We start from the raw sequence: 14,930 nt of genomic DNA, 5'->3' as shown, positions 1-14,930 counted from the left end.
CCCAGTATAGGCGGCGGGACGCTGGCGCGGCGTGGTGGGTGAGGTAGAACAACCGGCAAGCCGCTGCGGCGGTCGACGCCTCCCGGCTCGCTTCTTGACGGAACTCCGACGCGTATGTCTCAACCGATTATCAGTGTTTCTGGCCTACGGGGCGTCATCGGCGAATCGCTGACGCCCGATGTCGCCGCCCGCTACGTGGCCGCGTTTGCCGGGTCGCTGCCGCCGGGCAAGGTGCTCGTCACCCGCGACGGCCGGGCCACGGGGCCGATGGTCGCCGACGCGGTCCGGGCGGCGATTGCCGCGGCGGGGCGGACGCCCCTCGACGCGGGGGTCGCCGCGACGCCGACTGCCGGCGTGCTAGTCCGATCCGAGGGGTGCGTCGGCGGCGTCCAGATCTCCGCCAGCCACAACCCGGCCGAATACAACGGCCTCAAACTGTTCGGCGACGACGGCCGCATCATCCCCGCGCCCCGTGGCGAGGAGGTGAAGCGACGCTACATCGAGGGGCCGATCCCCTGGGCGCCGCACAGCGAGGTGGGCGTCGCGGAGACGCTCGCCGATTCGACCAGCGAACACCTGCGGCTCGTGCTGGCGATCGTTGATGTCGAGCGGATCCGGGGGCGCCGCTTCCGGGTTTTGCTCGACGCGAACCACGGTTCGGGGGCCGTCCTCGGGCGCCAACTCCTCGAGGAACTCAGTTGCGACGTGACCGTCCTCGGCGAGGCGCCGACGGGGTTGTTCCAACATCTCCCCGAGCCGACCGAAACCAACCTGACCGGCGTGGCGGGGCGGGGAGCCGCGGGGGGCTTCGACGCGGTCTTCTGCCAAGACCCTGACGCCGACCGCTTGGCGATCATCGACGCCGCGGGCCGCTACTTGGGCGAGGAGCTGACGCTCGCCCTATGTGTCGAGCACCAGTTGCGACAAACGCCGGGGCCGATCGTCTCGAACTGCTCGTCGAGCCGTGTGACGCAGGACCTCGCCGAGCGGCATGGCGTGCCATTCCACCGCTCGGCCGTCGGCGAGGCGAACGTCGTCGACGCGATGCTCGCCAACGGCGCCGTTCTGGGTGGCGAGGGCGCCGGCGGCGTGATCCACCCCTCGGTGGTGCTGGTGCGCGACAGCTTCGTCGGCATGGCGATGGTGCTCGACGCGATGGCGTCCCGCGGCAAGACGCTGGCCGAACTCGCCGACGAACTGCCCCGCTACGCGATCCATAAGACGAAGGCGACGCTCGACCCGGCGCAGCTCGCGGCGACGCTCGAGCGGATGGAGAAGCACTTCGCGGACGCGACCGTTGATAAGATGGACGGCCTGCGCCTCGACTGGCCGGCCGAGCGAAAATGGCTGCTGGTTCGCGCCAGCAACACCGAGCCGATCGTCCGCCTCATCGCCGAGGCGCCCGAGAGGCCGGCCGCTGTGGCGGTGTGCGAAGAAGCGAGTTCGCTGATCGGATGATCGTTGAATCAACTGGAACGTACCGGGGGGCAAGCCCCCGCCTCGCAATCCACCCGCGCCCAAAGCCGACATGATCCCGCGCGACAGCTCGATGAATACGCGTCGATTGGCGATCGTCGTGGCCCTCGTTTTTGCAGCCACCTCGGGCGTCGCCGGAGCTCCTCGGCCCGATTGGCCTGCGGAGCCGGGTTGGACGCCCCAGTTCGTCGGCGTCGACTCGGCGGCGATTACGATCACTGAGCCCCGGCCGCTGCGTGCTTTTGTCTTGCGGGTTGATCTCGACGCCGACGGCTTGTCGCTCGTTACGGACGACGACAACGGCGACCGGCCCGAGGAAGTCGATGGTCTGAAGACGAGCACCTTCCTTCTCCAGAAAAAGTGCCAGGCCGCGATCAACGCCACGGGCTTCTGGCCCGGTCAGAAGGAGGAAGAGCGGCCGCAGAACGTGGCGGGCCTCGTTGTTTCGGCCGGCAAGCTGGTGTCGCCGGTCGATACGGACAAACCACGTGCGGCGCTCGTCGTGCGTGAGAACCGGCGGGCTGCGATCGTGCGGCCGCCGGTCGACCTCAGCGGCGTCGTCACCGCGATCGGCGGCTACGGCGTGATCGTCGAAGGGGGCGCGGTGGTGCGGCCCAAAAACGAGATTGCCTCGTTCATCGATTCGCTCCATCCGCGCACGGCGGTCGGCGTGGGGGATGGCGGTCGGCTGCTTTACCTAGTCGTCGTCGATGGCCGTCAGCCGGGCTACAGCGAGGGAGTCGACCTCAACGAACTCGGTGAGCTACTCCGCCGACTCGGCGCCGACGACGCGGTGAACCTCGACGGGGGGGGCTCAACCACCTTGGTGGTCGAAACAACCGGCGGCGCTTTCCGCTTGGTCAATCAGCCGATCGACGGGAAGGTCCCCGGCACAGAGCGTGTCTCGGCGTGTCATCTGGGCGTGTATGCGTCACCACTTCCGAAGATATCGCCGCAGCCGCCGCAGAGCCCCTAAATTGCCTGTCGGCCATAATTCCGCACCGAAGGTAGGTTTAGCGAAGTCCGCGGCCTGTGACGACCTTGGCAATCGTGCGGGGCAGGGATAGCTTCGGCAGTTTGCGCCCCTTTTGCGGAGGAGCCCTCACGGTCGTGGGGCCGTTCCGTCTTACCTTGTTTACCGCGTCATGCTCGCCAAGCGGTTTGCATCGCTGATCAACCGCCACTGGCTGTGGTTGCTCGTTGGTTGGATCGTGCTGGCGGTCGGGCTGAAGATGATCGCCCCCACCTGGGAAGATATCGCTAAGGACGGGGACCTCGAGTACCTGCCGGCGAGCGTGCCGAGCCTCCGCGGCGAGCGCTTGTTGCAAGAGGCCTTCCCCAACGAGAAGGCCCACAGCCAGGTGAGCGTCGTGCTGTCGCGCGGCGGCGATCCGCTGACGCCCGACGACCGCCGGTTCGGGCTAAAAATCGCCGAGGCGATCCGCACCGACAAACGCCTGCCGCTGGTCGATGTGTGGGACGAAACCACGCAAGTCGTGGGCGACATGCTGCAGGCGAAGGATGGGAAGGCGACCATGGTCGTCGCCCGGCTCACGAGCGGCCTGATGGACGTGGCGAACGTCGCCCTGCTGAGGCGGATGGAGCAGCTCACCGCCGACTTTCGGAGCGAGCAGCCCGAGGGCCTGCGCGTCGACCTCACCGGCTCGGCGATGATCGGCGGCGACATGCGGGCGTCGATCGCCGAGAGCCTCGCCAGCACCGAGGCGACCACCGTGCTGCTGGTGCTCGGCTGTTTGGTCGTCATCTATCGGGCGCCGGTATTGGTGCTGATCCCACTGGCGACGATCGCCGTCTCGATGTCGGTGGCGACCAACGCGGTGGCGCTTCTGGCGCAGCACTTCGGCCCCGAGGCGTACGAGTGGTCCGACTTCAAGATCTTCACGACGACGAAGATCTTTGTGGTCGTAATCCTGTTCGGCGCGGGGACCGACTACTGCCTGTTCTTGATCGCCCGCTATAAAGAAGAGCTGTCGCGGGGCGTTCCCCGCGGTGAGGCGGCCGGGCTCGCCCTGGCGAACGTCGCCGACGCGTTGCTGGGGAGCGCCCTCACGACGATTCTTGGCTTGGCGACGATGGTCTTCGCCCAGTATGGCAAGTTTGTCAGCTCGGGACCGATCGTCGCGGTCTGCCTCTTCATCGCGCTGCTGGCGTGCGTGACGTTCGCCCCGGCACTGCTGCGGGCGCTCGGGCCGCTGGTCTTCTGGCCCTTCGGCAGTCGATTGATCGAGGCGGAGCTCAACGCCGACGGTCAGCCGACCGACGCCCCGCTCTGGGGTTGGATCGCCGACGCCGTGATGAAACGGCCCGCGACGATCTTGGCCGTCACGGTCTGGCTCTCGGCGCCGCTCGTTTACTACGGGGCAGGCGTCGGCGTGACGCACGACTTTATGGCCGACCTCGCCCCCGACCGCGTCTCGGTCGTCGGCGCCGAGACGGTCGGTCGTTACTACGGCAAGGGGACCATCGCCCCGATGAAGGTGGTGGCCAAGCTTGGCGACAGCGTCGCGGCCGACGATGGCGAACCGCTCGACCTGCGGACGCCCGACGGCCGGTTTGCGCTCGCCCCATTGCACTCGATGCTGCACGACCTTGCGCCCGTCGCCGACGTCCGCAGCCTCTACCTGCCAACCGGGGGCGACCCGCGCAACCGCAGCTTCATCGGCAGCTCGGCGTTCCGCGACCTGGCGGCCGCGGGGAGCCCCATCACGGCCGACACGTTTGTTTCGCACACGGCGCCGTACAAGGGCCGGGTGACGCAGCTGGCGGTCGTCCTGGCGGAGAACCCCTTTAGCAAGACGGCCCGCGACCAGATCCCATCGATCCAAGAGGCCCTGGCCGAGTTCGCGAAGCAGCCCACCCTCGACGGCGCGCCGAACCCCTGGCTTGGCGCGACCTTCGAACTGGTCGGCACCACGCCCGGCATGCGCGACCTGGAGGTGGTCACCAACAGCGACCGCATCCGCATCCAGGTGCTGACCGTCACGGCCGTCTACCTCGTGCTGGTTTTGCTTCTCCGCCGCCCGCTGGCGTGTGCGTTCTTGATCGCCACGGTGCTGGTGAGCTATTGGGTGACGCTCGGCGCGACGAGCCTCTTCTTCGAATGGCTGTACGGCGACACCTTCCGCGGCATCGACTGGAAGGTGCCGGTCTTCTTGTTCGTGATCCTCATCGCGGTGGGGCAAGACTACAACATCTACCTCGTGACCCGCGTCTTCGAAGAGCAGCGGACGCTTGGCCTTCGCAAGGGCCTCCGGCGGGCGATCGTCCAGACGGGCGGCATTATCACCAGCTGCGGCGTCATCATGGCCGGCACCTTTATCGCCATGGCGACCGGCACGCTCCGCGGCATGGTCGAGCTAGGCTTCGCGCTGGCGTTCGGCGTGCTGCTCGACACGTTCTTCGTCCGGACGGTGGTCGTGCCGTGCTACTTCGCGCTGCTGGCCCGTCGGGAGCCGGTCGATACGCCGCCGGCCGAAACGATTGAAGCGTCTTCGCCTTCCCCTCGCCGGATCACCGCCGGCGCCGGCGTTTCTTGACGTAGTGGCGGACCGTCGCCGGTTGAAGGAGTCACTTGGATTCGCCTACGGCCCAAGCCTCAAAGGCAGTTCGGGAGCAAGGTCGGCGATACCTAATGCAACTATTAACTTTGGAGTGGCGGAATCCGCGTCGAAGTTTCACGCCGAGGCGTCGAGAGTGGTGGGGTTAATTCGCTGAACTGGCTGTCACTGCCAGGGTCAAGCTTCTATTCGATGGCCCACTGCTCGTAGTCAAGAAATCCATCTATAAACGTGACAAAATCATCTGCGAGCTTGCGAACCGATGGAGGGTGATCTTCATGATCGTAGTACATCACTGGGTATTCGCCGTTCGTCATTCCTTTGGTGACGTCGAATAGAACTTGGTCACCATCAGCCTCCATAAAGAACTCGGCGAAACACAGCATCCCTTGACTTGGGGGCGGCCACGCACCTCCGCTCTTACGTTTAACAACCTGTTTCTGCTGAGGCGTTAGCGCTTCGTACGTTTGAAAATCGTGAAAGAATGGGTGCTGGAAACTGAACTGGATGGATCCGCCGAACAACCAAAACTCCCGACCACATCGGAGCAGCGTCTTGTAGCTCTCCGGCAGCTGGATTCCGAGACGGGATTCCAGCTCAGCCAAATCCAGACTGCTCGCTCCCGCCGCAACGTTCCCAATGTCTGCATCTGAACGTGCGAGCAGTTTTTCAGCGAACTGGGGGAAGTGCTTCGTCAATTCGGTAAGAAATGCGTCGTTCATAGACTCTCGAAGAGCGGGAATGACTTGCGCGGACAGAAGCGATTATGGAGCCTCGGCGAGACAACAAATCAGCCTCGGCTTCATCGTCCGACATATCTTATTGAAGCTTCGTAGCGACACCTCTGGTCACAGCGACAGCGCATGTTCTGAGTGGCGCCGAGGTAGGGTCGCCATTTTCTTGAGCCGTAGGCGCTAGCCTCGGGCAGCCCCTGTTTATCATCTCAGCTCAAGCCGACTCAATATGCCGTGGCGTCATCAAAGACACCACGACGAGAGTCAGGAACGACAGCGGAATCGTCACCAACCCCGGCTGGCTAAACGGCATCGGGGCGTCGCTTGCCGGCAGGCCATAGACCTTCGAGAAGGTGTCGGCCGACAGCAGGATCCACGTCAGCGAGCTGACCATGCCTACCGCCACGCTGGCGATGATCCCTTGCTTGGTGACACGGGGCCAGAAGAGCAGCATCACCAGCGCCGGCAGGTTGGCCGACGCCGCCACGCTAAAGGCCCAGCCAACCAGGTAGCTGACGTTCATCCCCTTGAAGAGGATGCCGAGGGCGACGGCGATCACACCCACCACGACCGAGGCGATCTTGGCGACCGCGACTTTCTTGTCGTCGGCGAGCGGCTCGCTGCGGAAGCTGTCGATCAGGTCGTGCGTCACCGCGCCGGCCGACGCCAGGATCAGGCCGCTCACGGTGCCGAGCACCGTGGTGAAGGCGATCGCCGAGATCACCGCGAAGAGGGTCTCGCTGACGCTCCGCGCCAGCAGCGGCGCCGCCATGTTGCTGTCGGTGACGTCCATCGCGCCGCTCGTCATGGCCCCGAGGCCCAGATAGAGCGTCAGCACATAGAAGAATCCGATGCAGGCGATGCCGACGATCGTGCTCTTCCGCGCGGCCGCCTCGTCCTTCACCGTGTAGTAGCGGATGAGGATGTGTGGCAGCGACGCCGTTCCGCCGAAGAGGGCCAGCATCAGCGACAGGAAGTTCAGCCGGTCGAACCAACTGCCGCCGCGGATGCCGGCGAAGGCCGGGTGCTCACCCGGACGGAGGATTTTGTCGCCCGACGTTGGCTGGGGGTAATAGACCGTGCTAACGCCGCCGTCCGCTTCGTCGACGCGTTGGTTCCGCCAGAGACGCACCTCGCTGCCGCCCACCGTGCGGAAGAACTCGAGCGGGCCGAGCGGGCCGGTCTTGGTCTCTCCCTCGGGCAACCGATCGATACTGCCAACCGGCAGAAGCGTTGCCTCACCCTCGCCCGTCCCCCGCGGCAAGCCCGCGACGAGGGTCTTGCCGTCGGCGGCCTGCGTCACAACCTGGCATTCGTCGAGGTAATGCAGCCCGTCGCTCGCCTGACGCGGCAGCCAGACGTTGATCCGCCCGGTAGCGGTGACGCGGGTCCGGAGGAACGGCGTCCCGTCCCAGCCCCCGGTGGGCTGAAGAACCTCTTCCCCCTCCAAGTCAGGCAGGGCGGAACGGGTCGAGGAGAGCGAGGGGCCTTCGTCGTTGTCGTTGGCCGGGAGCGGGCCGAGCGTCCGCAACGTGGCCGTTTCGGTGGTCGGGTTCGCCTCCAGACCCCGGTTGAGAACGATCATCGACAGCACGGCGCTGAAGATCACCAGCAGCGCGCCCTTGAGGAACTGCACCCACGTCGTCGACACCATGCCGGCCGTGACGACGATCAGGATCACCACCACGCCGACCAGCACCACGCCCGCCCAGTGCGGCAGGCCGAGCAGCGGTTGCACGAGCACGCCGGCGCCGACCATCTGCGGGATCAGGTAGAAGACGCTCACCGCCAGCGTGCTCACGCCGGCGATGATCCGGATGCCACGCGACTGGAACTTGTAGTTCAGAGCGTCGGCGAACGTATAGCGGCCCAGCCGCCGCATCGGCTCGGCGACGACGAAGAGCGCCACGATCCAGCCGGCCAGATAGCCGATCGAGTAGAGAAAGCCGTCGTACCCGTAGAACGCGATCATCCCGCAGATGCCGAGAAACGACGCGGCCGACAGGTAGTCGCCGGCGAACGCGACGCCGTTGACGAACCAGGGGATCTGTCCGTGCGCCGCAAAGTACCCCGCCGACGAGGTGGCGCTGCGGCCCATGTAGAAACTGATGCCGAGCGTGAGGGCGACAAACGCGGCAAACACCGCGATCGCCAGCGGCGAGACTTCGTAAATCATCGCCCCTCCCCGTTCTGCATGTCGCTCGGGGCGCTGCTCGCGGTCACCCCATAGAAGAGCGCCAGCACGAGCGCCAAGACGATTAACCCGAATCCGCTCAGCACGGCCGCGTTGAGTCCCGCCAACGGTTTGGCGTCCATCCAGTCGGCCGCGAAGGCGTTGACCAGCACAAAGGCCGCGTAAAAAACCGCGTAGACGGTAAACAGCACCAAGCCCAATCGGGCGTTCCGGCCAGCCATCGGCGAGAGCCTCAAGGGGAGCAAGAAGAGTCCAGGCGTCACAGAGCAAACGCCCCGCCGCCGCCGGCGACAGGGTAACGGCCCGTCGCGGTCAAGAGAACCGGGGCGGCGCCCCCCGCGACGATTCCGCCACTCCGTTGAGCCCGCCCGCCGGTTAAGCCATATTGGCTGCGACACGACTCGGCCCGGTAGCTCAGTTGGTTAGAGCAGGGAACTCATAATTCCTTGGTCGGGGGTTCAAGTCCCTCCCGGGCTATCTTCAATCAGCGATAAACCCCGCGAAACAAGGTGTTTCGCGGGGTTTTCCGTTTGGAGGGGGCCGGCCCTGGTGCGTTTGACTCTCGAGGCGTGGCCGGACTAGCGAGGTGTGGCCGGACTAGAAAGTCGGCTCGAGGATCCGTCGTGGGTCTGTGCCGATGGCGCCGGAGCTTTCTTCGGTCTCGTCGTTCGAGGGTTGACGCCCTAGCGAGTAATCCTCCCCGTCGCGCTGTGGTGTTGAACGCCCCCCCTGGTCAGCGGCCGAGAGTAGCAACAAGGCGGGCCTGGTCGGAACCGTCCCGGTGCTCAGCCGCGGACGACTCACTCGGGTTTGCGCTGCGAGTGGGTGTCGGGTGGCGGGTTGGAAGGGCGCTCGTAAGTCCGCAAACGCCCGCTCCCGCGGCGCCACTTCGCGACCCTGGTCGGGATCGACAACGGTTGGCTCGCTAGCCGGCACGTGATCTCTCCATATCGAGTAGTCCGCTGTGTCAACGACGCCATCTTGATTCGCGTCGGCGTCGAGCGGTTGCGTCAACGACCAGTCTCCGTAGGCGTTCCGCCAGACTTCGGCGTCGTCATCGTTGACGAGTCCGTCGCCATTGAAGTCGCCCCGCGTCGCGGTTGAGGGACCGATCGAAGGCGCCCGGACCGCGTTCCAAACCTCTGAGTTGGGGTCGATGGCGTAGGCCGGCGTGGCCGGCTCGAAGCGGCCGTTCGCGCCAATCCGATAGAGATAAGCGACGCCGGCGACCTGAAAGACGGCGGTGTCGCCACCGCCCGGCGCCGTGGGGGTGCGCTCAACGGTCACCAACAGCGGTTCTCCTTCAGCGACACCGAGACGGGCCGCCAAATGCTCTCGCGCTGCCGAGAGGGTTTGGCGACGACGGTCTCCCGTCGATACATCGATGGGAGTGGGGAGCGTCGGCGCCGCCACCAGAACGAGGTCGGCGCTGGTAAAGTTCGTTAGATCGAAGTCGGGGATATGCGCGGCAGGTAGCTCGGCCGATGCGATGACGACGCCCGGGTTCGCCACGTCGACCACCTTCACGGCGTCGCGGCCAATCGAGTAGAGCTTGTCGCCGATGTAGCCGCTCCGCTGGACGGTTGCGTCGTGTTCGATCGCAGCGGTGAACTGTAGGCGGTCCGCGGGGACGGCGGCCGTGATGTCGATGGTAAAGATGGCGAGCTCATTCGAATGGACCACCTCGCGGGTTTCGTTGTACCCGTCGCCGTCGAGGTCGACACGTTCGATGGATGTTCCGGCAACGGGGATCGCCAGCAAGCCGTGCTCGTCGAAGTACCCGAAGGCGTGGTGGTCGACCTGCGCCTCGCTGGTTGTGAACCTTGGGAAGGTGTACTCACCGATGCGAAGTGGTTGCAGCAAGTCCGAGATATCGAACAGCGAGACCTGTGTCGGCCCGCCATGGCCGGTCGGCGTATTCATCCCGACGGTCAGCAGGTGGTTCTCGTCCACCAGGTGCATGTAGCTGCTGAACCCGGGCAGCGTCACGTGACCGACCGCCTCGGGGCGTGACGGGTCGGAGAGGTCCAGTGCGAACAGCGGGTCCACCGTGCGGAACGTGGTGACGAACGCCCGGTCGCCGAGGAATCGCACCGAGCGGATGTCTTCGTCCAACGCCCAATTCTTTACCGAACCGACCGCCTCCATAACGCCGTCGTCCTCACGGAGCACGAACAACAGATTCTCGTCGCGGCCCGACCAGTTTCCTGAACCCGTGTTGGTGACGGTCGTGGCGATCCGCAGCAGGCCGTCGGTTTCGTCGACCGCGAACTGGTTGACAATGGTTCCTGGAACGGTGGCGCTCGTAGCGAAGTCGACGCCGCCGCTCGCCGGGTCCCAGTTGAACTTAGCGATCCGCGTCGATTGGCCATCCTCGGCAGACGATTCCGAATCGAGGACATAGAGGCTATCGCGAGTCGCGTAGATCGTCCCGGCGCCGGTGCTGTAGACGGCCGTCGTGTCGGTCAGACCGGGCGTGTCCGAGGTGGCGTCGATCGACACGATCGAGATCAACGTATTGGCCCCATCGACAAGCGGCCTATGGACGGTGTCCGGTGTGTTGAGCAGGCCGGTCCGGACTGTTTCGCCATCGGCTCCCGACGTGGTGTAGCTAGGCAACGCCGCTTCCACGGAGGCGCCGCGGTTGGCCGAGACCCGCGCGACAAACTCTTCCTGGGTCTCGTAGCGATTGGTTGTTTGGGGGTCGTCGTCTTCATCGATAACCCGCAGATCGAACGGCGACGTCGGCGTGTTGCTGACAATGGCGTACACCTGCCCGTCAATCGATCGTGAATCGACGTAGCGACCGTCGAGGGTCGTGGACTGGACGACCTGCGGCGCGTGCCGATCGGACACGTCGATCACGGTGATGACGGTCTGGGACGGGGTCGCCGGGTAGCCCGGCCAGCCGAAACTATCGGAGAACGAGTCGGCAAAGTCGGAGACAACGACCCCACGCGGGTAGTTGAGCAAGTAGGGATTCTGGTTGCCGATTTCTGAAATGACGGTTAGCCGATCGCCATAAAGAAACTCCGCGACGGGGCGGCCCGTGACGTCGATGTTGGAAACGACCGACAATTCGTCGGCGGGCCAAGCGTCGAGGATCGCGACGCCCGAGTCGGTCAGCACATAGCTGTAGTCCGAATCGAACTCGACGACGTCCCCTTCATCGACGCCGGCGACCTGCACGTTCGTCTCGGAGTGCGAGCGAGTAGCGGTCAAACTGTCGCTGTCGTAAGCGAACAGGACTCCTGTCGAGTTCAAGTAAACGGTATTCCAAGCTGCCGCACCAAAAGCGTTGCCGTACCGCTCTAAAGCGCCAGCCAGCAAAAAGTCAAAATAGTCATCGACGCCAGCAAACGTTTCGGCGGAACCCGGCGCGCCGGTGTCGACCACCACCTGGACGGTCGCCTTCAAAACGCCATCAACGGTGTAGCCGAACGAATCGACCCCCGTGAATCCTGGCGCCGGGGTGTAGACGATCGATTGCCCATCAGGACCGATCGAGAGTGACGCCCCCGAAGCCGCGGCCGTGACCCCCGTAATCTGTCCAACGCCGGAATAATTCGCGCCGAAGAGGTCGTTGACGAGCACCGGCAACGTCTGGGCGCCGTCCGCGGCATCGACGCGGAACTTATCGTCGCGAACGCGGCGGATCACATTGACCACGACGGTCTCGGTCCAGACGTCGTCGACCGTGTAGGTGAACGTGTCGCGGCCGTAGAAGTCGGCAGGGGGCGTGTAAAGAACGGTTCGCCCGTCGGAGTCGATCGACACCCCTCCGCCGTTGGTCGACGCCGAGACGGCGGTGACTTTGCGAGGTCCGCTATAGGATTGGCGGTAGTTTTTGAAGTCGTTGGTAAGAACCGAGAGGGCGTGCTCGCCGGAGTTCTGGTCGAAGACGAAGGCGTCCCCCGTCGTCTGTCGCGGGACAGAGAAACTCAACATCGCTTCGTACTTGCCATCGACCGTGTAGCGGATCGACACCCAAGGGCTGTGCGGCGTGATCGAGAGGCGTCCCGAGGCGGTGTACGTGAAGTCGGCCGAGCCGGTGACCAGCTCAACCGCCGTTACCTGTCCGGCTCCCTGGTAGCCGAATTGGAACTTGTCGTTCGCCAGCAGGTCGACGACGAAGCTCTGCCCAAGCGTGTAGTAGCGGATCGTCTCCGAATCGTTGACGGCCAGGGCATGGACGGTCAACTCGGCCGTCGCCGTGAGCGCGCCATCGACGGTGTACTCGAAACGGTCGGGGCCGGTGTAGCCGGCGGCTGGCGTGTAGAAGAGCGTTTTGCCGTCCGACCCAATCCGCAAAGTTCCGCCGTTCTCGGTGGCGCCGAAAGAGGTGATGATCTTGGCGCCCGCGTATCCGTTGCCGAGAAAGTCGTTCGCCAGGACCGCGAGCGCCTGATCGGGCGTGTCCTGGTAGAGGGCGCCAAACTGGTCGTCACGCACGGGTTGGGTGACGTTGACTCGGACGGTCGCCTCGTGCTTCCCGTCGGCGAGGTAGGTGAAGGTGTCGACGCCCGAGAAGCCCGGCGCCGGCGAGTACACGACGCCACGCCCGTCGTCCGAGATGGCCACCGTTCCGCCGCTGTCGGGCTGCGTTACGGCGGTGACGAAATCGACCACGTCCCGATAGCTGCCGCCAGCGTTCCGAAAGCGGTCGTTCTCTGTGACGTTGTACACAAAGCCGGTGCTGTTCTCGTCAACGTCGAACGTGTCATCCACGACGGGGCGGTAGACGATGACGGTCGCTCGTTCTTCATAGAGCCCGTCGACCACGTACGTCACGGTGTCGTACCACCCGGAAGAAGTTTTCGCCGTATCGGGGGTGTAGATCAGCGACTTGCCGTCGGGCGCGATCACGACGGCGCCCTCCGAGCGGCCGGCGACGACGTTCGTGATCCGTCGTTCGCCCGTGTACCCGGTCCAGAAGGGGTCATTCGCCAGCACGTCGAGCCGCGTCGCCGGATCGTGCTGGATCAGCTCGTACCGGTCAGGCTCTAGCGGGTCGGGGATTTCGATCGTCACCGTCGCCGAGTAGAGGTCGTCGATGACATAGATGAAGGTCTCCGATTTGACAGCGTCCAGCGGCGCCGTGTAGCGGATCGACTTACCGTCGTCGGCGACTTCAATCAGGCCGCCAAGGCTCCCGACGCTCACCGAGGTGATCCGCCGTGCGCCGCCGTAGCCCGTCCAGAACGGGTCGTTCTCGAGCACCGGCAGCAACACGCTCTGGCCCGTCGGGAGCACGTTGTAGGTGTCGTCCCCGAGCGGCGAAGTGATGTTCACCCGAACGGTGGCGGTGTGCGCGCCATCGACGGCGTAGTCGAAGGTTTCGACTCCGTCAAAGTCAGCGGGCGGGGTGTACCGCAACCGACTGCCGTCGGGGGCGATCTCGAGGCGTCCCCCTTCGCTGCCAAAGCTGACCGACGTGATTAGACGGCCGCCGACGTAGTCGGCGTCGAAGAGGTCGTTCGCCAGCACATCGAGCTCGACTTGCGGGCCGTTCTCACTCGTTGAGAAGACGTCGTCGCCGAGCGTGGCGCCCTGCACATCGAAGGCCAAGCGGCTCTCAAGTTTTTCGAGCCCGAGACCCCGCCGCTTCTTCCGTTGTTCCACAGCGGCGCGACGCCAGTTCTTTTTCATAACGCGAAACGGTTGAAGCGGAAAAGGCGGCGACCCCAGCTGATCGTTGGAACACCAACGAGAGCCAGACGGGGGGCAGGGACATCCTGGAAACTGATGCACCGACCAGCCCGGCAGGATTGTTCCGGCCCGGCAGGCATCATTGAAAACAGCCCATGCGACTTGTGCTATAGGCCGAGCCGCTGCGGTGGCGCAACGTAAATTGTCGGAATTAGTCGTCGGCAACGATTTTGGCTATTTTGCCTCGGTTTGGAAGGCGACTGGAAGGCCCTGTCGGTATCCTCGGGGCCGCTCAATGCCCCTCGCCGCCCCACGGCTAGGCCCCGCGGCTAGGGGGTTGAAACAACCACGACCCGCGGCCAGCCCTACGTGTCGTTGCTCGCTGAATACCTCCCGATGCGAATGACGGAGGTCTACCAGTTTAACGTTGGTCCCCGAAACCCAAGGCCGCTGCCCGACCTAAGCCCAACTTCTTGGTCCTCACGGCCTCGACCCTCGGGTAAAACCTGCTGTTGAGCTGTCAGACAGAATCGGGAGAGGGATGACCCATTTTCGACACGGCGTGACGCCGGGGCCCTACATCGAGTCTGTCTCGCTCGAGCGGGACCGAATCGTCAATCCCGCGCATTATCCGTTTCAGCTGCCGGCGCTGCGTGAGTTCTCCTCGCTCGATCTGCACCCTCAGGTCACGTTCTTCGTTGGAGAAAACGGGTCGGGCAAATCAACACTGCTCGAAGCGATCGCGATCGCCAACGGACTCTGTGCGGAGGGAGGCAGCCGTAATCTGCGATTTGGTACGCGCGACAGCCATTCCGACTTGCACCAGGCGCTCCGGCTGCGTCGCTACACGGCCCTGGTTCCCGACGCGTGGTTCTTGCGGGCCGAGAGCCTTTATAACGTGGCCACGGAGATCGAACGTGTCGGCTCGCTGGATGGATACAGTGATCGGTCGCTGCATGAGCAGTCCCACGGCGAGGCGTTTCTGTCGCTGGCCGAAAATCGATTCGGGCAGGGGCTCTACCTGCTCGACGAGCCCGAGGCGGCGCTTTCGCCCCAGCGGCAACTGTCGTTTCTGGTGCTGCTCGACGATCTAGTGAAGAAGGGGTCGCAGCTGGTGATCGCGACCCACTCGCCCCTCCTGATGAGCTATCCGACGGCGCGGATCTACGAGTTCAACGGCCGCGGTATCGAACCGATCGACTACGAGCAGACCGAGCACTACCGCGTTACGAGGGCGCTTCTCGAATCACCCGAACGCATGCTACGCCAATTGCTCGGCGACGATTCGGTGTAGTCGTT

The 14,930-nt window shown here is 64.6% G+C and carries 8 protein-coding genes and 1 tRNA gene; 5 read left to right on the top strand and 4 right to left on the bottom strand.

Going from position 1 to position 14,930, the window contains the following annotated elements:
- Positions 1-114: 114 nt before the first annotated feature.
- The 3 genes from Pla108_RS15315 (at position 115) to Pla108_RS15305 (ending at position 5,033) form a co-directional block, all read left to right on the top strand.
- A complete protein-coding gene (locus Pla108_RS15315) occupies positions 115-1,458 on the top strand; it encodes a phosphoglucosamine mutase (protein WP_146445835.1) in 1,344 nt (447 codons plus the stop codon).
- A gap of 91 nt (positions 1,459-1,549) precedes the next feature.
- The gene (locus Pla108_RS15310) at positions 1,550-2,452 is read left to right on the top strand and encodes a phosphodiester glycosidase family protein (protein ID WP_231934526.1); all 903 of its coding nucleotides are present in this window, start codon (positions 1,550-1,552) and stop codon (positions 2,450-2,452) included.
- Between the two features lie 169 nt (positions 2,453-2,621).
- Entirely contained in the window at positions 2,622-5,033 is a 2,412-nt protein-coding gene (locus Pla108_RS15305; RefSeq protein ID WP_146445833.1) for an MMPL family transporter, read from the top strand.
- 206 nt (positions 5,034-5,239) lie between these two features.
- Here the strand turns inward: Pla108_RS15305 and Pla108_RS15300 are convergent, their stop codons facing one another.
- The 3 genes from Pla108_RS15300 to Pla108_RS15290 form a co-directional block, all read right to left on the bottom strand.
- Positions 5,240-5,776: an SMI1/KNR4 family protein gene (locus Pla108_RS15300; RefSeq protein WP_146445832.1), complete on the bottom strand. Its 537-nt coding sequence runs from the start codon at positions 5,774-5,776 to the stop codon at positions 5,240-5,242.
- Between the two features lie 226 nt (positions 5,777-6,002).
- On the bottom strand, positions 6,003-7,964 hold the full coding sequence (locus tag Pla108_RS15295) for a sodium/solute symporter (protein ID WP_146445831.1): 1,962 nt from the start codon (positions 7,962-7,964) through the stop codon (positions 6,003-6,005).
- Positions 7,961-8,203 carry a DUF485 domain-containing protein gene (locus Pla108_RS15290; protein ID WP_146445830.1) on the bottom strand — a complete coding sequence of 81 codons (243 nt, stop codon included), beginning with the start codon at positions 8,201-8,203 and terminating at the stop codon, positions 7,961-7,963. The genes Pla108_RS15295 and Pla108_RS15290 overlap by 4 nt, the downstream gene beginning before the upstream one ends.
- Positions 8,204-8,385: 182 nt before the next feature.
- On the opposite strand from Pla108_RS15290, the gene Pla108_RS15285 reads away from it, so the two are divergent.
- Positions 8,386-8,459, top strand: a tRNA-Ile gene (locus Pla108_RS15285).
- A gap of 120 nt (positions 8,460-8,579) precedes the next feature.
- On the opposite strand, the gene Pla108_RS15280 is transcribed toward Pla108_RS15285, so the two are convergent.
- Positions 8,580-13,631: a beta-propeller domain-containing protein gene (locus Pla108_RS15280; protein ID WP_146445829.1), complete on the bottom strand. Its 5,052-nt coding sequence runs from the start codon at positions 13,629-13,631 to the stop codon at positions 8,580-8,582.
- 541 nt (positions 13,632-14,172) lie between these two features.
- Between Pla108_RS15280 and Pla108_RS15275 the strand changes: the two genes are divergently transcribed.
- Positions 14,173-14,925 (top strand): AAA family ATPase, encoded by a 753-nt coding sequence (locus Pla108_RS15275; RefSeq protein WP_146445828.1) that lies wholly within the window; start codon positions 14,173-14,175, stop codon positions 14,923-14,925.
- Positions 14,926-14,930: the final 5 nt, after the last annotated feature.

This window comes from Botrimarina colliarenosi (assembly GCF_007859955.1).
Lineage (GTDB): Bacteria > Planctomycetota > Planctomycetia > Pirellulales > Lacipirellulaceae > Botrimarina > Botrimarina colliarenosi.
This window is presented reverse-complemented; position numbering and strand designations above follow the sequence as displayed.

Excerpts from the sequence above, each read along its gene's own strand:
- Pla108_RS15315 (WP_146445835.1), top strand. The coding sequence starts at position 115 with ATGTCTCAACCGATTATCAGTGTTTCTGGCCTACGGGGCGTCATCGGC.
- Pla108_RS15295 (WP_146445831.1), bottom strand. The coding sequence starts at position 7,964 with ATGATTTACGAAGTCTCGCCGCTGGCGATCGCGGTGTTTGCCGCGTTT.
- Pla108_RS15275 (WP_146445828.1), top strand. The coding sequence starts at position 14,173 with ATGACCCATTTTCGACACGGCGTGACGCCGGGGCCCTACATCGAGTCT.
- Pla108_RS15280 (WP_146445829.1), bottom strand. The coding sequence starts at position 13,631 with ATGAAAAAGAACTGGCGTCGCGCCGCTGTGGAACAACGGAAGAAGCGG.
- Pla108_RS15290 (WP_146445830.1), bottom strand. The coding sequence starts at position 8,203 with ATGGCTGGCCGGAACGCCCGATTGGGCTTGGTGCTGTTTACCGTCTAC.
- Pla108_RS15300 (WP_146445832.1), bottom strand. The coding sequence starts at position 5,776 with ATGAACGACGCATTTCTTACCGAATTGACGAAGCACTTCCCCCAGTTC.
- Pla108_RS15305 (WP_146445833.1), top strand. The coding sequence starts at position 2,622 with ATGCTCGCCAAGCGGTTTGCATCGCTGATCAACCGCCACTGGCTGTGG.
- Pla108_RS15310 (WP_231934526.1), top strand. The coding sequence starts at position 1,550 with ATGAATACGCGTCGATTGGCGATCGTCGTGGCCCTCGTTTTTGCAGCC.